Source organism: Limnobacter sp. (assembly GCF_043511195.1).
Classification (GTDB): Bacteria; Pseudomonadota; Gammaproteobacteria; order Burkholderiales; family Burkholderiaceae_B; genus Limnobacter.
In genome coordinates, this window is sequence record NZ_CP121330.1 from 1,479,152 (window position 1) to 1,502,316 (window position 23,165).

The 23,165-nt window shown below is 51.9% G+C and carries 23 protein-coding genes and 1 tRNA gene; 4 read left to right on the forward strand and 20 right to left on the reverse strand.

Annotation, left to right across the window (positions count from 1 at the left end; translation table 11 throughout):
- Positions 1-233 precede the first annotated feature (233 nt).
- From fabR to P0D43_RS07075, 3 genes are read left to right on the forward strand one after another with little or no spacing between them, the layout of a single operon-like run.
- The gene (fabR, locus tag P0D43_RS07065; protein WP_159568273.1) at positions 234-935 is read left to right on the forward strand and encodes an HTH-type transcriptional repressor FabR; all 702 of its coding nucleotides are present in this window, start codon (positions 234-236) and stop codon (positions 933-935) included.
- Positions 932-2,344: a UbiA family prenyltransferase gene (locus P0D43_RS07070; protein ID WP_159568274.1), complete on the forward strand. Its 1,413-nt coding sequence runs from the start codon at positions 932-934 to the stop codon at positions 2,342-2,344. Before fabR ends, P0D43_RS07070 begins: the two co-directional genes overlap by 4 nt.
- A gap of 14 nt (positions 2,345-2,358) precedes the next feature.
- The gene (locus tag P0D43_RS07075) at positions 2,359-3,927 is read left to right on the forward strand and encodes an ArnT family glycosyltransferase (protein WP_394673613.1); all 1,569 of its coding nucleotides are present in this window, start codon (positions 2,359-2,361) and stop codon (positions 3,925-3,927) included.
- Positions 3,928-3,948: 21 nt separating this feature from the next.
- Here the strand turns inward: P0D43_RS07075 and P0D43_RS07080 are convergent, their stop codons facing one another.
- From P0D43_RS07080 to ybgC, 11 genes are all read right to left on the reverse strand, one after another.
- Positions 3,949-4,920, reverse strand: a complete 972-nt coding sequence (locus P0D43_RS07080; RefSeq protein ID WP_394673614.1) for a hypothetical protein — start codon at positions 4,918-4,920, stop codon at positions 3,949-3,951.
- Positions 4,907-7,198 (reverse strand): galactose oxidase-like domain-containing protein, encoded by a 2,292-nt coding sequence (locus tag P0D43_RS07085; RefSeq protein WP_394673615.1) that lies wholly within the window; start codon positions 7,196-7,198, stop codon positions 4,907-4,909. Before P0D43_RS07085 ends, P0D43_RS07080 begins: the two co-directional genes overlap by 14 nt.
- A 307-nt stretch (positions 7,199-7,505) precedes the next feature.
- Positions 7,506-7,582: transfer RNA gene (locus tag P0D43_RS07090), tRNA-Met, on the reverse strand.
- Positions 7,583-7,649: 67 nt separating this feature from the next.
- On the reverse strand, positions 7,650-8,765 hold the full coding sequence (locus P0D43_RS07095) for a YeeE/YedE family protein (protein WP_341236277.1): 1,116 nt from the start codon (positions 8,763-8,765) through the stop codon (positions 7,650-7,652).
- An 86-nt stretch (positions 8,766-8,851) separates the two neighbouring features.
- Positions 8,852-9,598 (reverse strand): tol-pal system protein YbgF, encoded by a 747-nt coding sequence (ybgF, locus tag P0D43_RS07100; protein ID WP_159568279.1) that lies wholly within the window; start codon positions 9,596-9,598, stop codon positions 8,852-8,854.
- A gap of 18 nt (positions 9,599-9,616) precedes the next feature.
- Positions 9,617-10,144, reverse strand: coding sequence for a peptidoglycan-associated lipoprotein Pal (pal, locus tag P0D43_RS07105; RefSeq protein WP_159568280.1), 528 nt, complete (start codon positions 10,142-10,144; stop codon positions 9,617-9,619).
- A 57-nt stretch (positions 10,145-10,201) separates the two neighbouring features.
- Positions 10,202-11,539, reverse strand: coding sequence for a Tol-Pal system beta propeller repeat protein TolB (gene tolB, locus P0D43_RS07110; protein WP_394673616.1), 1,338 nt, complete (start codon positions 11,537-11,539; stop codon positions 10,202-10,204).
- 14 nt (positions 11,540-11,553) lie between these two features.
- A complete protein-coding gene (locus P0D43_RS07115; protein WP_394673617.1) occupies positions 11,554-12,486 on the reverse strand; it encodes an energy transducer TonB in 933 nt (310 codons plus the stop codon).
- The gene (gene tolR / locus P0D43_RS07120) at positions 12,483-12,911 is read right to left on the reverse strand and encodes a protein TolR (RefSeq protein WP_341236273.1); all 429 of its coding nucleotides are present in this window, start codon (positions 12,909-12,911) and stop codon (positions 12,483-12,485) included. The genes P0D43_RS07115 and tolR overlap by 4 nt, the downstream gene beginning before the upstream one ends.
- Before the next feature lie 31 nt (positions 12,912-12,942).
- Positions 12,943-13,620, reverse strand: a complete 678-nt coding sequence (tolQ, locus tag P0D43_RS07125) for a protein TolQ (protein WP_040513351.1) — start codon at positions 13,618-13,620, stop codon at positions 12,943-12,945.
- Between the two features lie 43 nt (positions 13,621-13,663).
- The gene (gene ybgC / locus P0D43_RS07130) at positions 13,664-14,068 is read right to left on the reverse strand and encodes a tol-pal system-associated acyl-CoA thioesterase (protein WP_159568283.1); all 405 of its coding nucleotides are present in this window, start codon (positions 14,066-14,068) and stop codon (positions 13,664-13,666) included.
- 136 nt (positions 14,069-14,204) lie between these two features.
- Between ybgC and P0D43_RS07135 the strand changes: the two genes are divergently transcribed.
- Positions 14,205-15,758: a wax ester/triacylglycerol synthase family O-acyltransferase gene (locus P0D43_RS07135; protein WP_159568284.1), complete on the forward strand. Its 1,554-nt coding sequence runs from the start codon at positions 14,205-14,207 to the stop codon at positions 15,756-15,758.
- A 64-nt stretch (positions 15,759-15,822) separates the two neighbouring features.
- Here the strand turns inward: P0D43_RS07135 and ruvB are convergent, their stop codons facing one another.
- The 9 genes from ruvB to P0D43_RS07180 form a co-directional block, all read right to left on the reverse strand.
- Positions 15,823-16,878 (reverse strand): Holliday junction branch migration DNA helicase RuvB, encoded by a 1,056-nt coding sequence (gene ruvB / locus P0D43_RS07140; RefSeq protein WP_394673618.1) that lies wholly within the window; start codon positions 16,876-16,878, stop codon positions 15,823-15,825.
- Between the two features lie 15 nt (positions 16,879-16,893).
- A complete protein-coding gene (gene ruvA / locus P0D43_RS07145; RefSeq protein WP_159568286.1) occupies positions 16,894-17,484 on the reverse strand; it encodes a Holliday junction branch migration protein RuvA in 591 nt (196 codons plus the stop codon).
- 62 nt (positions 17,485-17,546) lie between these two features.
- Positions 17,547-18,095 carry a crossover junction endodeoxyribonuclease RuvC gene (ruvC, locus tag P0D43_RS07150; protein WP_159569561.1) on the reverse strand — a complete coding sequence of 183 codons (549 nt, stop codon included), beginning with the start codon at positions 18,093-18,095 and terminating at the stop codon, positions 17,547-17,549.
- A 27-nt stretch (positions 18,096-18,122) separates the two neighbouring features.
- Positions 18,123-19,715 carry a bifunctional phosphoribosylaminoimidazolecarboxamide formyltransferase/IMP cyclohydrolase gene (gene purH, locus P0D43_RS07155; protein WP_394673619.1) on the reverse strand — a complete coding sequence of 531 codons (1,593 nt, stop codon included), beginning with the start codon at positions 19,713-19,715 and terminating at the stop codon, positions 18,123-18,125.
- 43 nt (positions 19,716-19,758) lie between these two features.
- Positions 19,759-20,013 carry a Fis family transcriptional regulator gene (locus P0D43_RS07160; protein ID WP_159568288.1) on the reverse strand — a complete coding sequence of 85 codons (255 nt, stop codon included), beginning with the start codon at positions 20,011-20,013 and terminating at the stop codon, positions 19,759-19,761.
- The gene (gene dusB / locus P0D43_RS07165; protein ID WP_341236272.1) at positions 20,010-21,059 is read right to left on the reverse strand and encodes a tRNA dihydrouridine synthase DusB; all 1,050 of its coding nucleotides are present in this window, start codon (positions 21,057-21,059) and stop codon (positions 20,010-20,012) included. Before dusB ends, P0D43_RS07160 begins: the two co-directional genes overlap by 4 nt.
- A gap of 172 nt (positions 21,060-21,231) precedes the next feature.
- Entirely contained in the window at positions 21,232-21,624 is a 393-nt protein-coding gene (gloA, locus tag P0D43_RS07170; RefSeq protein WP_159568290.1) for a lactoylglutathione lyase, read from the reverse strand.
- Complete coding sequence (locus P0D43_RS07175; RefSeq protein ID WP_341236271.1) at positions 21,621-22,376, reverse strand: SprT family zinc-dependent metalloprotease; 756 nt, start codon at positions 22,374-22,376, stop codon at positions 21,621-21,623. Before P0D43_RS07175 ends, gloA begins: the two co-directional genes overlap by 4 nt.
- Positions 22,377-22,379: 3 nt before the next feature.
- On the reverse strand, positions 22,380-23,147 hold the full coding sequence (locus P0D43_RS07180; protein WP_236550779.1) for a 1-acyl-sn-glycerol-3-phosphate acyltransferase: 768 nt from the start codon (positions 23,145-23,147) through the stop codon (positions 22,380-22,382).
- Positions 23,148-23,165: the final 18 nt, after the last annotated feature.

Here is a 23,165-nt window from a genome sequence, read left to right on the forward strand (position 1 = left end):
TTCCAACCCTCTTTAGGGGGAGTTAATCGTCTTGGGTTCATGCAGTCAATACGCAAAACCCGTAATTACAGTAATAATTCTCGAAATGGCTTAGTTCTGTTGCTTCTTTTCAGTGTGTTCAGGTCCTATTTCACAGGCTTGCAGACTGTTAAGCTGTGAACAGGCTGCTTTTCATTACAATAACGGGGTAGATCAGGAAGTTGTCTGATCCAGACTAGGCTCGAGCAAGAACCATGAGAACAAGATTAAGCGCCGCGACCAAGCCAGTGGATGAAACACAGGCCAGGGTGCGACGCAAAGAACAAACACGCCAGAATTTGATGCAGGCTGCACTTACCCTTGTGGGCAACGGGAGCAGCTTCACCGCCTTGGGCATTCGGGAAATTACCCGGGAGGCTGGCGTGGTGCCGACCGCGTTTTATCGACATTTCAAGACCACCGATGAATTGGGTCTGGCCCTTGTTGAGGACGGTGGTATTACCTTGCGGCGTTTGCTTCGTGAAGCAAGGCAGGCCAGTTTGCCTGGTGAGGACATGATTCGCCATTCCGTGAGTGTGTTTGTGACTTACCTGAAGCAACATCACCTGGAGTGGCGTTTTATCAGCTCCGAAAGATCAGGCGGTTCGCAATCGTTGCGAAATGCGATTCGAAATGAAATTGCACATTTCACCAATGAGATGGCCAGCGACTTGCGTCTGTTGAATATTTTCCCCGGACTTTCTACACACACCCTTACCTTGATTTGTAGTTTGGTGGTTACTTTGATGATGAACTCGGCCACTGACTTTCTGGATGTCAGAGCTGATCAACCACAAATTGAGAAAGAGATGCTCGACAATTTTGTGAAGCAGATCGTGATGGTGTTTCTTGGTGCAGCCCATTGGGAAGAAGAGCCAACGCAGTCACTTCTCAGTGGTTTGTCCAAACCAAAATGACAAAGCCTATTGTTTACGTTGATCTGGACGGCACGCTGAGCCCATCGGATGTGCTGCTTGAAAGTTGCTTGTTGCTTCTCAAGCGAAATATTTTTTACGTGTTTCCAATGTTGGTGTGGGCAATTCGCGGAGCCTGGGTATTTAAAACCGAGTTGGCCAAACGAATCGACCCGGTTTTGGATCACTTGCCGATTGATCCCTTGGTACTTGAGCGCTTGAATCAGCTGAGCTCTGCCGGACACGAACTGGTCTTGGCCAGTGCCTCCATGCGGCGCGATGTGCTGAAAATTTCTACTCGTCTGGGCGTGTTTGCCAGGGTTATTGCCAGCGAACACAGCAATTTGAAAGGGCAGCAGAAACTGCAAGCCATTCAGGCAGACAGCCAAGGTCAGCCCTTTATGTATTTTGGCGATGCCACTGTGGACATTCCGATCTGGAAGCGGGCGGCGCTCGCTTTTGGTGTGAACACGGGGCGAAGTACCCGCAGCAAGGCTGCAGCAGCAGGCATTCAGTTGAACCGCCTTGATACACGCCGCACAGGCCTGAAAGTGTGGTTCAAAGCAATGCGCCTGCAACAGTGGGCAAAGAACGGATTGCTGTTTTTACCACTGATTGCTGCCCATGAAACTGACATCGTTCTGTGGAGCAAAATGGCATGGGGCTTTTTGGCGTTTGGCCTTTTGGCGTCCTCGACGTATATCTGGAATGACCTGATGGACTTGAACGCGGATCGCCAACATCCGCGCAAGCGCCATCGCCCCATGGCCAGTGGTGCGCTTGGTATTGGCAAAGCCTTTGTGTTCATGAAGCTTTTGGGCCTTTTGGGTTTTGCTGTGGCCTGGTTTGCAGTGGGTTGGCAATTTACCTTGGTGTTGTTGGTTTACACCGTGGTTACCTTGCTTTACACATTTGTTTTCAAGCGAACGGCTTTTGTGGATGTTTTGCTGTTGGCCATGCTGTACACGGTGCGGGTGATTGCAGGTGGTGTGGGCACTGGCATTGAACTATCCAGTTGGTTGTTGGCCATTTCCCTGTTTGTTTTTTTAAGTTTGGCATTGGTGAAGCGTTGCGCTGAACTCGAGTTTTTGCAACTTGAGGGTACTCAACCACAGGGGCGTGGGTACCGCATGACCGACCTCAGCTACCTGGTGTCCATGGGGATTTCCAGCGGGTTTGTGGCTGTACTGGTGTTGGCCTTGTATGTAGACAGTCAAAATGGCTCCATGCTGTATGCAACGCCCGAGTTTTTGTGGGGTATTTGCCCCTTGTTCCTGTACTGGTTGATGCGGATCTGGATCATGACTTCCCGCAAGGAAATGATCGACGACCCAGTGCATTTCGCCATTCACGATCGCATCAGTTGGGGCTTCCTGGCTTCCGTGGGTGTGCTCGTCTATTTGGCCTCTTAAGACCCATTACACACATGCCAAGTCACTTTTCCCGACCCGATCAACACGGACCAGAGTTGACCCTGAAAACCGCGAAAAGCCTTTTTGGGTGGATTGTGGTGATCACTGCGGTCATCAAAATTTGGTTGGCCTGGTTTTTCCCGATGACAGGCGATGAGGCCTTCTTTCATTTGTGGTCGACTGACCTGAATTGGGGTTATTACGATCACCCTCCCATGGTGGGGTGGTGGTTGTGGGCACTTAGCCATTTGGGCAATGAGCCAATTGTAATTCGCAGCCTGACCCTGTTGCTGACCACCGCAATTGCAGGTGGGGTGGTGCTGCTGGCCCGCGAGTTGTTGCCCCGTGAGCAAGAGTCCCGGGCCTGGCTGGCAGGAGCCGTGTACCTGTCAATGCCAGCATCCTGGTTCGCTGTGTTTGTAACCACCGACACGCCCTTGATATTTTTCATGGGTCTTGCCATCTATGCGTATGTAAAAGCAATTCGCTCTGAATCGGGCGCAGGTATTTTTCTGGCGGGTTGTTTTTTGGGGCTGGCGTTTCTGTCCAAATATTTCGCAGTGTTGCTGGGTGTGGCATTTGGTTTTCATTTGCTGTTTCAGCGGCAGCGCTTCAAGTACCTGTTTTTGTTACTTGTGGGTGTCTTGCCGTTTGCAAGCGTGAACATTGGGTACAACCTGCACAATTGCTGGAACAACATTATGTTCAACCTGGTGAACCGGCATGAGGATGCCCAGTTGGGCTGGGGTACCGTGCTCACCTACCTGGGGATGATGCTTTACCTGATCACACCTTGGGCCATGTGGAGTTTGCTCAAGGGTAGCCGTGTGTGGCTGCGACAAAGCGCCTTGGCCTTCGCGTTGCTTGTGCCCTTGGTTTTGTTTCTGGTTATTTCGCTCGAGAAAACGGTGGGTTTGCATTGGGTGCTGGGATTTCTGCCCATTGCTTTTGTACTGCTGGCTCTGTGCACTCAGGGCATCGGGATGAAACGTTACGTTTGGTTCAATGCTTTTTTGTCTGTTCCGCATCTGGTTTTGTTTGGCTTGTTGATGCATGCCGATGTTTCTGTCTGGCCTAAAAAGGATTTTCAGGAAGATGTGCTTTTCCACAGAAACATGCCTGAAATTCTCGCCGAGTTTAAACGCGACATGCCAGCCAATGGCGTGCTGACTACAATAGCCTATTCACCCGCCGCGTTAATGACCTACCACTATGGCCAAGTGGTACCAGTGTTCGGTCCTGGAAAGTACCATGCACGCAACGACGATACCTTTGTGGATTGGCGGCAAATGGATGGCAAGCCCATTCGGATCGTGGCCAAGGCCAAGCCGATTGACCCATCGCTTTACACGGATTATCTCAGCGATATCTCGGTAAAAACGCAGACCATTGGTGGCGTGCCTTTCACGATTGTGGATGGCAGCAATTTCAATTATCAGCGGTTCAGGGATGTGGTGCTGCGGGAGGCCGTGGAAAAGTATTACCAAATCCCATCGGCTTTGCCTGTTCTGGATTGTCCGTTTGCACGCAAGTATGGATTCGAGGAAGAGTGCCGCCTGGGTGACATTGGTGTATTCAATTAGTCCACACCAAGCGGTTAAAGATTATTTTTCTTTGTCAACAATCGCTTGCCATTTAAGCTCGCCGTTCAGCGTGCTTTGCTGCTCACCGTCTTTAAGTTTGACAGGAATAACCCAACTGCCAGTCTCTGAGGTTTTTTCGGGTTTGTTGTCCAGGCGTGGATCGGCATAGGTCACAGTTCCGGTTTCCGACACTTTGACCCAGGGCGATTGATCTGTTCCCGGGTTGTGGAAAAGTTCTACAGAGTTTGCCCAGGCATGCATGCTGTTTAGCCAAACTCCATCTTTGCGAAGTTCCAGGAATGGCTGCCCCTGGTCGTCGAGCACCTGGAACTCTCCTTTTGCCGTGCCCAGACGGCTTAACATGAAGGTGTTGCCACTCAGGCCGGGTACCATGGCGTTCAAGCCGGTGAAGTCGGGCTCATTGATCAACAAAGGGCGCCAGTAACCCGTCATGGGTTTTGGCTCAATACGTTCTATCCGGACATTGAGCGGTTTGCCGTTACTCAACAGGCTCAAGTTGAAATGAGCAACGTCCTCCTTGATCAAGCGCGGGTCGTACCACCCATAGCCGGGTTGCTTGTTCAACAGTACCCAGTTGGGCTTCATTTTTGGATTGTCTTTTAGCCGGTCAGGCACAGGGCCACCACCGGGCTGGCGGGAACGGTGCCAGCCTGTCGCGTTCAGATCCGCGTACAGTTTGTCGCCATCAAAGCGCAAAAAGGCGCGTTTGTCTTCTCCCAGGATCTCGATTTGCTGTTGTCCATCGGTGGCCAATGCAAATTGATAGGCGTTGGTTTTCACGACTTGCAGTGAAATGCCTTTGGGTAATTTGGCTTTCGGACTGACGGTGGGAATGCCACCTTCCGAACCATGCTCGGCATGCGCGAAAGCTGTGTTTGTAACAAATGGGCTGGAAATTAGCAGGGTAGAAAAAGAAAACGCCAGGCAGGCGCCCAGCGTTTTCTTCACCCAGTTCGTTTTAACGACGGGCATTGGCGGTCATCACTCCTTGTCCCTTGTCATGCTTCAACATGAAGCTGACAGCTTTGGATGGCAACAGTGCACCATCCGCTTGCTTGGCGCGTACGAATGTCATGTAGGCACCTTGTGGAACTACAGCTGCCTGATCTGGAATGTTAAAGCGAATGCTTTGACCGGTCACAGTCAGTTGATTTTTGGGAATGACAACAGTGCGCTGGTCAGCGTCGGTCAAGTGGGTTGTCACTGTATGACGAACCAGGGAGATTGAGTCAATTTTGCTCATGTCTGTACCCGGTGCCATTTCCAGTGTTACTTGTTGCCCTTTGCGGAATTCACGCATCATTGTTTTGCCGTTGCCTACAGGTGTTGCATTGCCACCGGCGAAGCCAATCAAGTTGGGGCGGTTTGGATTGTTCACGTAGGGTGGTGAGTAAATCTCGAAAGAGGGATCACGACCATCGTTGGGTGAAAAGCCAAATGCTGCCAAATTGATGTTCTTCAGGTACAAGGTGGAAATTGGCGCATGGCCACCGATCAACACGCGACCATCTTGCATTAGCAAGGCAGTGTTGTGATAAGTGCGGGGGTTGTTGGCCACAGCCATTTGGGTCCACTTTTTGGTAACCGGATCAAAACGCTCTGCAGTTTTGCGGGGGAATTCCACGCCAGGGGCTGCAACACCGTCGCGGTCACCGCCGCTGAACACCATGACTGAATCATCGGGGATCAATACGCCTGAACCGTACCAGCGGGTTTCATTCAGCGAACCAGTTACTTCACTTTGATAGTCGACAATATTGTCACCATCAGTTTTCACTGTGTCGATGCGTGAAGCTGCAACTGCCACATATCCACCGGGCGAAGTAGCACCAACCAGCGGCAAAACGCCACCTGCTGTCAGGAAGCTGGCTTCCTTGTACTGACCCTGCGCATTGGGGCGCAGCGGCATCATGACGGAGAATGTGGAGCCACGCATGCCTGAACCAACGATTTTTTGAACCATTTGCTCAGGGTTGCCCCCAGGGTTCGCCGTGCTCAAAAGCTTTTGCAATGCTTGAGGGCTTTTCATGGGTGCGCTCATCAATGTTTTGGTGAGGGCGCTCATGGCTGCGTTGGGAGCAGTTTGTGGATTCAGAATTTGAGTCAGGGACTCAAGACCTGCGTCGCTGAATTTCAGCGGAAAACCCGCGTATGCCAGATCAGACCAGGTTTGGTTGGCCGGATTGTAGGTTGCCGCAATATTCCACAGTGGCTGGTCATAAGACTGACCATTCGGGTTGAATGCCTGACCGCCCGCGTTGTAGTACACATGGCCGTTGGGCAGCAGGTGAATTCTTGGGTACAAGGGAAGCGAGCGTTGAGCTGTTTGCGCGTTTACCGTCCACTTGTTCGTAACTGGATCATAGGTTTCGGTTTGAACCACATTCCTGCCGCTTTGCTCTGGTGCGTTAGGATAAATTGGTTTGATCAGCTTTGTGACGCCACTGGCCACGAACATTTTGCTATCGGGCAGCGTAATCAGCGCAGGGTACCAACGGCCAAAGTTCATGTCCGCCAACTGGCTCCATGTATTGGTGTTGGCATTGTAGGCGCGGCTATTCTTCAAGCCTTCCAGTTCAGTCAAACCGTAGCCAATGAAATTGCTGCCTGGCTCGCTGTAGTAGGCGGTTCCACCCACGGCCATAATGCGACCGTCGGCCAGCATGGCCACGTCGGCGCAGAACAGGGCACCATCCGCGCTGTTGGTTTCTTTGTTGGACAGGCCAGGAATGAGTTCAGTAATTTCATAGCCGTCGGGGTTTGCACCAGAATCCACGTCGGTTGGGCGAGTCCACAGGCTGGCAGCGTTTGCTCCCTCTGGAATTCGCATCATGCGTGTCTGGTCGTTAATGGCTTTTTGACCAAAATCAAGCAAAATGCTGAATTCGAAATCTTCGGTTCCTTCAAGGGCGTTGAAGTACAGGAAGTCTCCGTTTGGCAGCAATGAAATGGTGCCGGCGGCAGGTTTGCAGCGAAGCTTCCCATTGGCGCCAATGCCTTCGCACTTGTTGTCAGTGCGGAAGCCTTGCAGGTCTGGGTTGTTGTCGTCGCCCACAGAGCGTTCGTACACGAACGGCTCAGCGAAAGGCTTGGTGAAAGAGCCTTTTTGGCCCTCAGCTGCCACACCTTTGTTTGTGCTTACGGGGTTGAATTTCGCACCGATCAGGTCATCAAGAAGACCGGCTTGTACGGGTAGAGCAGTTCCCAATCCAATGGCGATTACTGCAGATAATTTATTCAGCTTGAACACGTGTCATCTCCTCCTAGCAAGCTGTTTTTGTAGAAGAAAGACCAGGCGCAGCTGTTTTGGTACTGCGATTGCTCTTCCTTGCCTGTGTTAACAGTTGTTACTGTTGAAGTGCATTTTTAGATGCATCTTTCTAAAAATAATAACCGTGATTATGGTTTTGAACAATCGTTGCAATACTATTAAAAAACAGTAATGCAACGTATATCAGGCAATCATTTGGATGTTCTTTGAGAAGGATTTGTGAGCAAAGTCAACAGGCAAGCAGAAAAGAAAAAACCCCCCAGCTTTCACTGAGGGGTTTCTTGTTTGGTGGCGAATCAGGGATTCGAACCCCGGACCTGCGGATTATGATTCCGTCGCTCTAACCGGCTGAGCTAATTCGCCGAAGACCGAGATTATAACTGAGCTTTCTCAAAAAAAGAAGCGCTTCTTCACTTCTTTGTGATCAAACTTAAACCATGCGCTCAACACGCCACATTTGATATTTCAAAGCCGCCATGGCGCCAACAACAATGCTGCCCAAAGCCACAAAGGATCCCAGTGAAAGGGTGCTTACACCGCTTAAACCCTGGCCCACTGTGCAGCCCAAGGCCAGCACCCCGCCTACACCCATCAGCACAGCCCCCACCGTGTGGTTGGCTGTGTCTTCAACGCCCTGAAACGTTTCCCAGCGAAAAGATTTTTCAAGCAAGGCGTTGGCCGTGGCACCCAGAATCACGCCGAAACAAGCCACTACACCCACTGTGAGCACGCGTGTGATGTCTGAGAAAAACATGAGCCATTCAAGGGTATACGCATAGGGGGCCACAAAGCTGAAGCCTTCGGCACGGTTTGCATAACTACCCAAATAGGCTGCCTCCAGGGTATCCGGATGTTCTGGAATGTAGGCCACCTGAAACACAATCCACCACGCTGCCAAGATGGTCAGCCCCACGCCTGCGCCACCCACAATCACTTCTTTGTTCCAGGCAGATTTGCTGGCCAAAGTACCGATCAACAAGGCTGCGGGCAAGGCAATGGCCAGAATTTGAACCAGGGTGCCTGACTCGGCGCTGATCAGATTGGCCAGGAGTTCGGGGAGGTAGGGGCTGCTGCTGAATTCAAAACGAACCGGGTCAAGGTAATTGGCGCGGAACACGCCAAATACGCCTTTAAGCGTCATGTAGGCCGTAATTCCCATAATGACAAACACCATGAGTGCCTTTAAATTGCCGGCGCCAAGGCGAATCAGTGTTTTGCTGCCGCAACCCGAGGCCAACACCATGCCTGCGCCGAAAAGCAAACCGCCGACAATGCCGGACAACCAAGACCATTGGCTGTTTAGGAAAATGGTGTCGTTCAGATTCGCATGGCCGGTGATGCTCAAGCCCTGTAAGCCGAGTGCTGCAACTGCAATGGCCAGCAACCACATGCGCATCCGGTTCCAGTCGCCAAAGTTGACTACATCGGCAATTGCACCCATGGTGCAAAAGTGCGTGCGGTGGGAAATGGCACCGAAGGCCAGGCCAACCGCGAATGTGGCCCAAAGCACAGTGCTTTGGATACTGCTAAGGTTGATTTCTTCCATGAACCGGCACCTTTGGATTGAAGTGCCAGTATTTTAACTGTGTCTGCACACTTGCGGGCGTGCAGGCTGTGATTAGTTTGGTGCGATCACTTCAGTGCTTCCAGTCGCGCTTTCGCGCTCGCCGCTGCGGGGCTGCCTGGGTACTTGGTGATCAGCTCACCCAGCGTTTTCTTGGCGCCTGGAATACTTTTCAACTCCAGTTGAGAGCTGGCCATGCTGAGCAATGCATCGGGAGCACGAGGGCTGTCCGGGAAGTCTTTCGCCAAATCGCGTTGGGTAATCAGTGCCGATTTATACTCGCCCTGCGCGAACTGTGTACTGCCCAGAAAGTAGCGAACCTGTGGCTCAAGCTTGCTTTGTTTGTATTTGTTCAGGAAATCCTGAAATTGCAGGGCAGCGTCTTTGTAATTTCCTGCCTTGAAATGATCAAGGCCAGCTTGGTAATTGTTGAATTGTTCTGGGGGAACTGTGAGCTCTTCGCCATCCAGTTGAACGGCCTTGGGTTCCAATTGCTTGATGCGTTCGTCAAGATTGGTATACAGAATTCGATTGTCTTCTTGCAGTTTTCTAATGTTGTTGTTGGCGACTTCGAGATCACCACGCAAGCGGGCGATCTCTCGGTCTTTTTCACTCAGGGATTCGGCCAGTGATAGCTGCCCCTGATTTGAGGCCTCCATTCGAGCAACCCGATCTTCAAGCACTTTAACCTGCTGGCGCAAGTCCAGAATTGCCTTGCGTGCTTCCGTGTCATCGAATATCGCAAAAGCGGAATTGGATGCAAAGGCGCAGAACAGGGCAGTTGCCCAGGTAAGTTGCTTGAAGTTAAAAGTCATCTCGAATGGGTTCCTTGATTACTGGTAAACGATGTCAGAGCGACGGTTTTCAGCCCAAGCTGCTTCGTTGCTACCAGTGGCTTTTGGCTTTTCCTTGCCGAAGCTTACTGTTTCAACTTGACCTTCTTTTACGCCCAAAGCCAGCATCAGTGTTTTCACTGCGTCGGCACGGCGCTGACCCAAGGCCAGGTTGTACTCAGCACCGCCGCGTTCGTCGGTATTGCCTTGAACAACGATTTTACGGCTTGGGTTGGCAACCAGATATTTGGCGTGGTTTTGAACCAGATCGCGATACTCGGACTTGACAGAGTAGCTGTCGTAGTCAAAGTAAACGCTGCGCTTGGCCAATACACCTTGTGGGTCGTTCAGTGGGTCGGCGTCACCTGGGGTTACTGTGGGTACGGCGCGGCCGTCACCTGAACCTGGGGCTGTGCCAGTTTTTGATTCAACTGTAGGCTTGTCGTTCAAAGGAACGGCAGAGCTACAAGCGGCCAATACTGCCACCATTGCGGAAATTGCCAGGTACTTGACCATTGAGTGTTTCATATTTTTCTCCAGACCTAAAGAATGTTTAGTGTAAAACCAGTTAAAACAAATGCAAAATCAATCATTAATGAATGGACCCCAAGTGGGTTCCGAAATGTCAGCACCAGAACTGCTCAAGGTGTACTTGATTCGTCCGTCTTTTGACACCACGGCCAAGGTCCCTTTGCCGCCCGACTTGGTTGCATACAAAATGTAGCGTCCATTCGGCGCGAAACTTGGGCTTTCATCTCGCCCTGTATTGGTCAGCAGCATCTCTGTGCCGCCCCCCAAATCAAGTGCGGCGATTCGAAACTGCCCGTCTCGACGAGTTACATATGTCAATGTTTTGTCATCGGGACTAATTCGAGGCGAGATATTGTATCCACCTTCGAATGTCACGCGTGACGCATCACCGCCATTTGTACCCATTCGGTAAATTTGTGGGCCACCTCCGCGATCAGAGGTGAAATAGATGCTTCGACCATCATGGCTGTAAACGGGCTCGGTGTTGATTCCACCTGTGTTGGTCAAGCGGTTCAAGCCAGATCCATCTGCACTCATCGTGAAAATTTGTGACCCACCATCTTTGGTTAACACCACAGCAATTTGCTGACCATTCGTTGACCATGCTGGCGCACTGTTGCTGCCCCTGAAATTCGCCAACGCCTTACGACGACCTGTTGCAAGTGTGTGAACAAATACGACAGGTTTACGAGTTTCGAAGGAAACATAGGCAAGTTGTGTGCCGTCTGGTGACCAAGCTGGCGAAATAATTGGCTCTTTGGAGGCCAGTGCAACTTGAGGATTGGCACCGTCGGCATCGGCAATAATCAGACGATAGCGACCTGGGGATTTTTCTACATACGCCAGGCGAGTAGCAAACACGCCTTTTTCACCCAGCATTTTCTCGTATACAAAATCAGCGATTTTGTGGGCATGCAAGCGCAAGGCAGACGCTGCGATCACATAGCTGAATTTGCCCAATGACTTTTGTTGCGCTGTGTCGTGCAGGTTGAAGCGCAAATCCAGTCTGCCGTCTGGCAGCTTTTTGACTGAACCCACGATCAGCGCATCAACACCAATTGATTTCCATGCTGAAGGGTCGATCAGGGTGGACTCATTGAGTTCCACATTGCTGGTGGTGTTGATCGAGCGAAAAAAGCCACTGCGAACCAAATCGTCCTCAATTACCTTCTTAATGTCTTCGGGCAAACCTTGGTTGCCCTGAAATGGTGCAGCGGAGAATGCGATTTGATTCGCCCCCACGCCGGTAATGTCAATTTTCAGTTGCGCTTGGGCAGGCGTTGTTGTGGCCAGCAAAGTGGCCGCGGCAAAGAGAGTGTATGCAGCACGCCGAAAACGGGTCCACAGGGTACTTGACGGTTGTAAATGCATGGCTTGGTTGGCGTAGTTCATTGTTTCACTATGAATTAAACGTCTTTTGGACGAAATGAGAGGACAAGCACCGGTTCAACTGAACCGTCTTCTGCCCTGGGTAGTGGACTAGAGCGTTGTAAGGCGCGCTCTACAGCGCTGTCCCACGCTGGCAACCCACTGCTTTTTTTCTGTGTGATAGAGACCATTTCCCCATTGGGAAGTTGCTTGACTTCGAAAACTGCTTCTGGGTTTCCATCGACCGAGTCGGCTCCAGGGAACACCAGTTTGCTGCGCACGTACTGTCGAATTCGATCGCTGTACAGCGCCTTGTTGCGACTGGTGCCAGCCGAGGTGCTGCCCGTGTTTGGCGAACCACCCATGATGCGGGCCAGTTCTTCCTGACGAAGCTTTTTGGCCAATTCAGGATCAATGTTTGGTTCAACTTTCTTCGGCTCAGGCTTTGGCTCAGGCTTGGGCTTGGGCTTGGGCTTGGGCTCAGGTTTTTTGGGCTCAGGCTTTGGTTCAGGCTTCGGTTCTGGTTTTTTTGGCTCGGGCTTGGGTTCTGGCTTTGGCTCAGGCTTTTTCTTCGACTCGGGCTTGGGCAATTCAATGTCTGCTTTTGGAGGTTCTACCGGCTTTGGGGGCGGTGGTGTTTCAACCACAGGCTCGGGCTTGGGTGGTTCTGGCACGGGCTCAGGTTTGGGTTGTTGAACAGTCACTGGTTCGTTGGCTGGCATTTCAGACCACAACACCGCTTCAAACGCGGCCGGTTCTTCGGTATTCCAATTGAGCCCCACCACAAAAAACGCAACCAAAGTTAAATGAGCCAACACAGACACAGTCAGGCCCGCCTTTTCACCAGTGTGATCAACTGGTGGGTCAAGGCGCGCCTCAAGCCCGCTTTCCTTGCTCATTTTGGAAAGCAGTGCTTCATGGGCTGATGTAAATTCCCAGCCGTTGCGTGGACGGGTTAAATCAGTGCTCATTTGCTTTTTGGCTTCACCAGCAGGCCCACTTTCTGGATTTGCGCACTTTGCAGTGCATCCATCGCATCGACCACGGCCTGGTATTGAATGGCTTTTTCCGCAGAAATTACAACTGGGCGATCAGGTTCATCTGCCTGAAGTTTTCTCACTTCTGCGGCCAGTTGCTCCAACGTCACTTCAGTGCTTTTGTTTGTTTTCATGTCTTTCACCACCAAATTACCCACTTGGCGCACGGTGACTTCAATGGGGCGCATTTGTTTGGGCGGGTTGGTGTTGGCCATGGACGGCAAGTCGATAACCGACGGGGTGATCATTGGGGCCGTGACCATGAAGATGATCAGCAGCACCAACATCACGTCGATGTAGGGCACCACATTGATCTCGTTCATGGCGCGTCTGGATTTTCGTCCAAGTTCGGCTTTCATCGATTAAATTTCCTGTTGCTCATTACTGGCATTAGTGCTGACGTTGCAGAATATTCAAAAACTCTTCAACGAAAGATTCAAACTGGGTGGACAAACGATCAATGTCGTTGGCATAGCGGTTGTAGGCCACAACAGCGGGAATGGCGGCAAACAGGCCAATTGCGGTGGCAATCAGGGCTTCTGCAATGCCTGGTGCAACCGATGCAAGCGTGGCTTGCTGCACGTTGGCCAGGCCCACGAAGGCATGCATGATGCCCCAAACGGTTCCGAACAGGCCAATGTAGGGGCTGACTGAGCCGGCCGATGCCAGGAATGGCAGGTTGCGTTCAAGGATTTCATTTTCGCGCTGAAAGGCGGCTTTCATGGCACGGCGGGCGCCGTCAATGATCAGCGAATAATCGGTCAGGCCTTTTTTGTCGCGAGCGCGAAGAAATTCGCTCATACCGGCCTCGAAAATTCTCTCGAGTGGGCCTGCATCGTTTCTGCGCATGCCAGCTCGCTGAAACAGCGTGTTGAGATCGCCGCCTGACCAGAATTCTTCTTCGAACTTGTCGGCTTGTTGCTTGGTTCGCTTGAGTACCGCCCATTTCTTGAAAATGGTGGCCCAGGAAATGAGGGAAATCATGACCAAAATCAACATGACCAGCTGAACAACCAGACTGGCCTCTGCGATCAGGGAAATGAACGACATGTCGGTAGAGATATCCATTAACAATCCGCGGTAAGGAAAATGATTTGAGTCTTGTAACGCACTAGGGCATCAATTGGTTGAGTTGCGCGTACACGGCAGGCGGTATTGCACTGGGTTTCAAAGTTTCAGTGTTGACACAGCCCACTTTGGTTTTGCCCTCGCACAGCACTTCGCCGTTGCGCGTTACGGTTTGTTTGAAGACTGCAGAAACTCGCTTAAGTTCAGTAAGTTCCGTCGATATTTCAAGTATATCCTCAAGTTTAGCAGAGCGTAGGTAGTTCAATTCAGTTCGGCTGACAACGAAGACCAAATGATGGTCATTCATCAGCGATTTCATGCCAATGCTTTGCTGAAGGAACCATTCGCTTCGAGCGCGTTCCATGAACTTGAGGTAATTCCCGTAATACACAATGCCGCCCGCATCGGTGTCTTCGAAATACACACGCAGTGAATACTTGAATGTCATTAAATGGCCCGTCTCTAGTATGCTAACGGTATTGTAAGCAGGAGTAGGGCTGCCTCTTGGGGTTGTGGGATCCTGCCACTATTAAATTAATTAAATATTCATATTCAAATAACAACGAGAAGTGGAGACCGCTGACATGGCACGAAATATCCCTTTGCTGGATGCATCCTGGCTGTATGTTGAATCAAAAGAAGCACCCATGCACGTGGGTAGCATGGCAGTTTTTACAGTTCCCGAAGGTGAAACGTCCCAGCAGGCGATTGCCCGAATTGTCCAAATGCTTCGCAGTTCTCTGGAATTCGCACCGCCTTTTAACTACCGCTTGTCCAGTCCGCGCCTGCTCACATTAATGCCCAAGTGGATCGAGGCCGACAAAATCGATCTGGATTACCACTTCCGGCACAGCGCCTTGCCTGCGCCCGGAGGCGAGCGTGAATTGGGAACCTTGATTTCCCGTTTACATTCTCATCCGCTCGATTTTCGCAAACCGCTGTGGGAAATGCATTTGATTGAAGGGCTTTACGGCAACCGGTTTGCCCTGTACACCAAAATGCATCATTCGCTGATGGACGGCGTGGGCGGCATGCGACTGATGGAGCGAATTTTTGGCAAGTCTGCCAAAGAAAGCATGGCCCTGCCTGCTCCCTGGTCGGTGGGTACCATCAGCAAAAAGAAAAAAAATACCGAACAGCAACATTTCGCAGACCAGGCGCGCGAGGCTTGGGAAGCGGCAAAGCTCAACGGGCAATCATTGCCCGCCGCTGGCCGAGCCTTGATGGATTTGATGCGGGAGGCGGTCAAGCCCACTGACTCAGCACTGGCTACGCCGTTCTCGGGACCCAAGTCGATTGTGAACAAACGCGTGGGTGGTGCCCGCCGATTGGCCACTCAAACTTATCCGCTGGAACGTATCCGGATTGTTGCAGAGGCCGCCAAGGTCAGTGTGAATGATATTTTTCTGGCAATTTGTTCAAGCTCCATTCGTCGCTATTTGCTGGAACGCGATGCCTTGCCATCGGAGTCTCTGACGGCTGGCTTGCCCGTGTCGGTAAGGCCTGCTGATGACCTGGATGGCGGCAATGCCATCAGCTTCATCATTGCGAACCTGTTCACCACTGAAAGCGACCCCTTGACGCGTCTGAAAGAGATCCGTCGGTCAACACAATTGGCAAAAGCCAATTTGCAGGCCATGCCCAAAGAAGCGATCAACAACTACACCATTATGTTGATGGCCCCCATGATGTTGCAATTGGTGTCGGGTCTGGGTGGTTTAACCCGTCCAATTTTCAACACCGTCATTTCCAATGTGCCCGGTCCATCGCGCGACTTGTACTTTTCGGGTTGTCGCCTGGAACAGTTCTATCCGATTTCCCTGATTCCTCACGGGCAGGCATTGAACATTACAGTTGTCAGTTATTCCGGCCAGTTCAATGTGGCGTTTACCGGTGACCACGATGCCTTGCCTTCCATGCAGCGTTTGTCGGTGTACACCGGCGAGGCACTGGAAGAGCTTGAAGCTGCTTTGGGCGTGAAGTGGGAGAGCAAGAAAGCAGAGCCTGCTGTTGCAAGCAAGGCAGTTGCTAAACCTGCTGGTGAAAAACGCCCGGCGGTGGCCAAGAAGCCGGTTGCTCGAAAGCCTGCCACGGCCAAGGTTGGTGCGGGTAAGCCGGTGAAAGCGGCTGAGGATTGATCGCCCGCAGCTTGTTGGACAGCCCAATTAAATTGGGTTCCGGTCTTTCGCCTGAATGCCGGTGTTACAGCAGGTCGCCTTGCTGCACATTCGCCGCATGCGTACCTGCCAAACTGGCCGGTGCAGTCAGACCAAAATGTGCGTAGGTGTTCAGCGTGGCAATTCGCCCACGCGGCGTGCGTTGAATGTAGCCTTGCTGGATCAGGTAGGGCTCCAGCACGTCTTCAATGGTGTCTTTTTCTTCGCCAATGGCGGCCGCCACGCTTTCAAGGCCAACAGGTCCACCACCAAATTTGTGAATGATGGTCTCCAGCAAGCGGCGGTCCATGGGATCCAGGCCCACTTTGTCGACATCAAGCATTACCAGTGCCGCATCGGCCACTTCAGCTGTAATTACCCCATCAGCTTTCACTTGGGCATAGTCGCGCACTCGGCGTAACAGCCGGTTGGCAATACGTGGTGTACCGCGTGATCGGCGGGCAATTTCAAGGCAACCACTGGCCTCGGCAGGTGTGTCCAGCAAGCTGGCTGAGCGTGCAACGATCCGGGACAATTCTTCGGGCGAGTAAAACTCGAGCCGTGAAACAATGCCAAAACGGTCGCGCAACGGATTGGTCAGCATGCCTGCACGGGTGGGGGCACCCACCAGCGTGAAAGGTTGTAAATCAAGTTTCACGCTGCGTGCGGCGGGGCCTTCGCCGATCATGATGTCGATTTGATAGTCTTCCAGCGCCGGGTACAAAATTTCCTCGACCACGGGCGAAAGCCTGTGAATTTCATCGATGAACAACACGTCATTGGCTTCGAGGTTGGTCAGCAACGCTGCCAAGTCGCCAGGGCGTTCAAGCACCGGGCCAGAGGTTTGACGCAGATTCACGCCCATTTCACGGGCCAAAATATGCGCCAAAGTGGTTTTGCCCAAACCGGGTGGACCAAACAGAAGCACATGATCAAGCGCTTCCTTGCGTGCGCGTGCAGCAGCAATAAAAATGTCGAGTTGATCGCGAATTTTTTGTTGCCCCACATACTCGTCCAAATGCTTGGGGCGCAGGGCGCGCTCGAACGCTTCTTCGGCATGTGTGGTTTTGGTGGGGCTGATCAGGCGATCGGGTTCAATCATTGTGGGTGTTCTCTGTTAGCCTTTCGACAAATTGCGCAGGGCCAGTTTCAGGCCATCGGTAACACTGGTGCCCTCGGGCAGGCCTTTGCAGGCCAGCGCTGCTTCTTTGTCAGAATAACCCAAGGCACACAGGGCTTGAACAACTTCGCTTTGATTGCTGCCAGACAATGGCATGCCTTCTGCAATGTTCGCGGTGCCGCCCAAAGCGACGATTTGACCTTTCAGTTCAAGCAACAAACGCTCGGCAGTTTTTTTGCCAATGCCGGGGATTTTTACCAAACGCGCCGTTTCCTGACTTTGCACGGCAAGCAAAAAGTCGTTGGTGGAAATGGATGACAAAATGGCCAATGCGGTGCGCGGCCCAATGCCGGAAACCTTGATCAAGGTTTTGAACAGGTTTTTTTCAGCAATGTTTTGAAAGCCGTAGAGGGTATGCGCGTCCTCGCGAACAACAAGGTGGGTTAACAGCGTGCAACTTGCGTTGATTTCGGGCAGGTTGAACAGTGTGCTCATGGGCACCTGCAATTCGTAGCCCACGCCTTGCACGTCGAGCAAAATCCACGGGGCGTTTTTTTCAAGCAAAGTGCCTTTCAGGCGACCAATCATTGGAGCGTCTCCACACTGTTTTTATACACAGTAAACTGAAATTGATTATACGCCAAGCGATTTCATTTCCAGCTCGTGCGGCCCTTTCGAGTGCGAGTTTTGAAAATACTGGTGGGCAGGTCTTTGGCTGCCAGTGCACCCAGCAGTTTGCTGCTTTGCGCGTGCGTTAATGCGGCGGCCAGTGCGTCGGCTGCATCGGCTGAAGGGTGGGCAGGTAGTTTTAGAAGGCGTTTGACCATTTCCTGTACCTGTTCTTTATTGGCTTTGCCGTGCCCAACAATGGCTTGCTTGATTTGCAGCGCCGTGTATTCGGTTACTGCCAAACCGCTGTGAGTGAGCGCAGTAAGCACCGCGCCGCGTGCTTGCCCCAGTAGCAAGGTAGATTGCGGGTTCACGTTCACAAACACTTTTTCAACCACGGCCACTTGGGGTTTATACAGTTCCGCCAGTTCACACAAACCCGAAAACAGGGTGTGCAAACGGTCGGGCAGGGAAGCATCGGAATTGGAACGGATCACGCCACTGGCCACATAAATTTGCTGGCTTTCAATGATGTCGACCACGCCGTAACCGGTGATGCGCAGGCCTGGGTCTATGCCAAGGATACGCATCACGGTAGGGTAGGGGGCGTGATGCGTTTAGTGGCGGAAATGGCGCACACCAGTAAGCACCATGACAATGTCACGCTCATTCGCAGCCGCAATGACTTCGTCGTCGCGCATGGAGCCACCAGGTTGAATGACGCAGCTTGCGCCTGCGTCGATCACCACGTCCAAACCATCGCGGAAGGGAAAGAACGCATCGGATGAAACAGCGCTGTCAGCCAGAGTAAGGCCTGCATTCTGTGCCTTGATGGATGCGATACGTGCAGAATCGACACGGCTCATTTGGCCTGCGCCAACACCCATGGTCATGCCGTCTTTGCAGAATACGATGGCATTGCTTTTCACGAACTTCGCGCAGCGCCAGGCAAACATCAAATCTGCCCATTGCTGCTCGGTGGGCTGGCGTTTGCTGACCACTTTAATTTCGCTTTGCAGCACATTGCGTTCATCGGGGCTTTGTACCAGCAAACCGCCGCCCACGCGTTTGTAATCAAACTTGTGCATGCCGGTTTCCACAGGAATTTCCAGCAATCGAACATTTTGCTTGGCAAAGAATACGGCGCGTGCGGCTTCGTCGAACGCGGGCGCAATCACCACTTCAACAAACTGTTTTGCAACGGCCTGTGCCGTGGCTTCATCGACTGGGCGATTAAAAGCGATGATGCCGCCAAATGCGGAGGTGGGGTCTGTTTTGAACGCTTTGTGATAGGCGTTCAACGGGCCTTCGGCCACGGCCACACCGCAAGGGTTGGCGTGTTTGATGATGACGCAGGCGGGGGCATCGAAGGTTTTTACACATTCCCAGGCTGCGTCGGAATCAGCAATATTGTTGAAGCTGAGTTCCTTGCCTTGCAGTTGGCGGTAGTTGGCCAACAGGCCCACGGGTGCTTTTGCCTCGCGGTAAAAGGCGGCACTTTGATGTGGGTTTTCACCGTAGCGCATGTCTTGCACTTTGTGAAACTGCATGCTGAGCACTTCCGGGTATTCAATGCGTGTGGGTGTGTCTTCCAGTGCGCCTTCGGTGCCTTGCAGGCTGGTCAGGAATGCAGCAATTGCACCATCGTAACGTGCGGTGTGCGCATAGGCTTTGGCCGCCAGACCACTGCGTGTTTTCAGCGTGGTTGCGCCATCGTTGCTTTTGATTTCATCGATCACTTTGCCGTAATCAGCCGGGTCGACAATGATGGTGACACCGGTGTAGTTTTTCGCAGAGGCACGCACCATGGCGGGGCCACCAATGTCGATGTTCTCAATCGCATCTTCCAGCTTCACGTTGTCGCCGGCGGTGGCTTTGTCGAAGGGGTACAGATTCACAGCCACCAAATCGATTGCGCCAATGCCATGCTCTTCCATGGCGTCCAGGTGACTTTGCAAATCGCGACGCGCCAAAATACCGCCGTGAATTTTTGGGTGCAGAGTTTTGACACGGCCATCCATGATTTCCGGGAAACCAGTGTGGCTGCTGACCTCTTTGACCACGAGTCCTTTCTCGGCGAGCAATTTGGCGGTTCCGCCTGTGGACAAAATTTCCACGCCTTGGTCAGCCAGTGCTTTGGCCAATTCAAGAATGCCGGTTTTGTCGGACACGCTGAGTAGCGCGCGTTTGATGGTTGGATTTGATGTCATGGTATCGGGGGCCGGTTGTTAAGCGGTCGGTAAAAATTAAAAATCAGATGAGGCCGTGCTGTTGCAGTTTTTTGCGCAGGGTGTTGCGATTAATACCCAGCATCTGGCTTGCGATGGTTTGGTTCATGTTGGCTTTTTCCATGACCACTTCCAGCATGGGGCGCTCAACTGCAGACAACACCATGTCGTATACCGACTTGGCACATTCACCTTCAAGGTCGTTAAAGAACTTGTCCAGATTGCTGCGTATGCACTCTGAAATGGTGATGGGACTTAGATCACTGTCATTGGGTTTCATGCTGCCAATCTTCTTCTTGGTGTTGGTTGGAGTGAATCGTTTGCAGCGGCGAAGTACTGCTGGCCGCTTGATAACCAGTTCAGAAAAAATTCATCAACAATGCGCAATTGTTCGCTTGTGGTTTGCGCCAACATCAGTTGGTCGACCACGGTGTTGTTTTTTCCGGCTGGGCCGCAAAGATACCACTGCAAATGCTTTCGGGCGGTGAGCAGGCCCGTTTTCTCTCCATAAAATTCATGGTGATCACGCAAGTGATGCATCATGACTTCATGGGCTTCTTCAAGTGTGGGTGGATCAATGCGTTCACCCGTTTTCAGGTAATGCAGCACTTCTCTAAAAATCCAGGGATTGCCTTGTGCGGCCCGACCGATCATGAGGCCATCTGCACCCGTGTAATCCAAGACAAATTTCGCCTTCTCGGGGCTGGTGATGTCACCGTTCGCGATCACTGGGATGTTGACGGCCTGCTTCACGGCCTTGATGGTGTCGTATTCCGCGTCGCCCGTGTAACCGCAAGCGCGCGTACGACCATGAAGTGTGAGAAGCGACACACCAACAGACTGCGCCATTTGCGCAATGTGTATTGCATTCTTGTGTTCGGGTGACCAACCGGTGCGGTACTTCAAAGTAAGGGGCACACCGCGTTGTTCACATTCGGCGTGCACTGCTTTCAAAATGCGTTCGACCAAACCTTCGTTTTGCAGCAAGGCAGAGCCCGCAGCAACCGCACACACTTTTTTGGCCGGGCAACCCATGTTGATGTCGATGATTTGCGCGCCGCGTTCAATGTTGTAGGCGGCGGCATGTGCCATCATTTCCGGGTCGGCGCCAGCAATTTGAACAGCAATTGGTTTTGTTTCGCCGTAGTGGTTCAACCTGCGCGTGCTTTTGTCTGTTTTCCACAGTGCAGGGTTGCTCGCGGCCATTTCCGACACAGCATGACCCGCGCCCAGTTTTTTGCACAACTGGCGGAAGGGACGATCGGTTACACCTGCCATTGGAGCAAGGAACAGATTGTTTGGAAGTGTTAAATGGGCGATGCGCACGTTGCACAAAATTTAAGCAAATTTCGAGCAGCCCATTGTAACGGGCAGGGCGATTTTATTCGAGCCCAAATCAGGAAAAAACCGGAAATTTTTTACTTGACTTCTGTTTGTCAAAGTGGGCCGTAAGGCCTTGCGTGCCTTGTGGAAATGCAAGGGCTTTTATGTATTGAAATCAATGTGATTGCGATATTTGTATTAATTCAATTTTGTAGCCATCAGGGTCTTCAACAAACGCAATCACGGTACTCCCACCTTTCACTGGTCCGGCGGGGCGCGTCACTGTTCCGCCAGCTGAGGTAATTCGCTCGCATTGTGTGTAAGCGTTGTTGACTGCGATTGCAATGTGGCCGTACGCAGTGCCCAAATCGTAGCTATCCACACCGTGGTTGTAGGTCAATTCAAGGACAGCGCCGTCTTGTTCGTTGCCATAGCCAACAAAAGCCAAGGAATAACCTTGATCGGGTCGTTCGGTGGTCCTGATCAGGTTCATGCCCATGACCTGCGTGTAGAAATTTATGGAGCGTTGAAGGTCGCCAACGCGCAGCATGGTGTGAAGAATTCTCATAATACGGGTACCTCGGCAGGGTTCATTCTGGACAGCGCTTTGTGGGGTGTTTGGTAATCGGGCATCAGGCTTTCAACCACAGCCCAAAAGCGCGCGCTGTGATTCATTTCAACAAGGTGAGCCAGTTCGTGTGCGATCACATATTCGATCAGTTGCGGCGGGTAATGCACCAGACGCCAATTCAGGCGCACTTCGCGTTTGCTGTTGCAACTCCCCCAGCGTGAACTTGGGCTACTCAAATGAATTGAGAAATGAGGCAAACGCTGCGCCGCTGCCTGGCGTTCAAACAGTTTGGTGGCCATGTGCGTGAACACTTCTTTGGCATGTGATTTCAATAATTTTTCAATGGCCTTGTCTCGCTGCACGCTATTTTCGCAAGCGGGCAGGGCAATGCTTTTTGTCCAGGGATTCAGCATGGGTTTGCTGCGTGCTGGCAAGGTTTCAATTTGGTAGGGCTCGCCTCGAATCGGAATCGGTTTACTTTCATCGAGCAAGCTTGACAAGGAAATTGTCTGTTTGCTTCGCGTTTCCCATTGTCTTAGGCGTTTTTCGATCCACGTAGATTTGGAGGCGATGATGCTTTGGAGTTCGGAGATAGAAAGCCGAAGGGGGGCCGAAATTTGCAGGCCATGATCGCCGATTAGAAAGCCGACCGATTTGCGTTTACTGCGTTTCAGAATATAGCTGCACAAACCCCACGGCAGTTCAATGCTGCGAACTTCAGTGGGGCTGGGTGCTGCTGTTAATCGCATGGTTTATTGGTCGCCTTTACCCACCAGTGGTGTTTCAGCGCTGGTGTAGCGGTGTGGGCTGATTTTGTGCATTTCGTTTTCAATCCATTCTTCGACCACGTCCATCAGGCTTTGGGCATCATGCCCTTCAGGTGAAATGGGCGGGCCAAATCGCAAGGTCACTGTGCCGGCCTTCTTGAAAAATCCTTTGCGCTTCCAGTATTCGCCAGCATCGTGCGCTACTGGCACCACTGGTGTACCTGTTGCAACTGCAAGGCGCGTACCGCCGGTTTTATAGCGGCGTTTGTAACCCACAGGAACGCGTGTACCTTCAGGGAAAAACATCATCCAGGCGCCTTCTTTCATGCGTTGCCCGGCCATGGTTTTGACCTGCTCAAAAGCTTCAACGCCATTTTTCCGATCAATAGGCACCATGCGCAATACCCACAAGGCCCAGCCAAAAAAGGGCACGTATTGAAGTTCTTTTTTGTAAACCAGGCAAAGTTGGCGTGGCAACAGGCGTGCGGGGATGCCAAAAGTTTCCCAGGCCGACTGGTGTTTGGCCAGAATGATTGCGCCGGTATTGGGCAGGTGTTCCATGCCCTCTACTTTGTATTGAATGTTGCACAGCAGGCGCAACATTTCAATGTTCAAGGCATTCCACCAACAGGCAAACACATAGCGGTTGCGAATTGAGATAAATGGTGAAACCAGCAGCAGCAAGGTCGCATGAATGGGCGTGTACACCACCACGTAGACGAAAAACAGGATAGAACCAATGACGGATCTCACCACAGGCCTCCGAAAAGT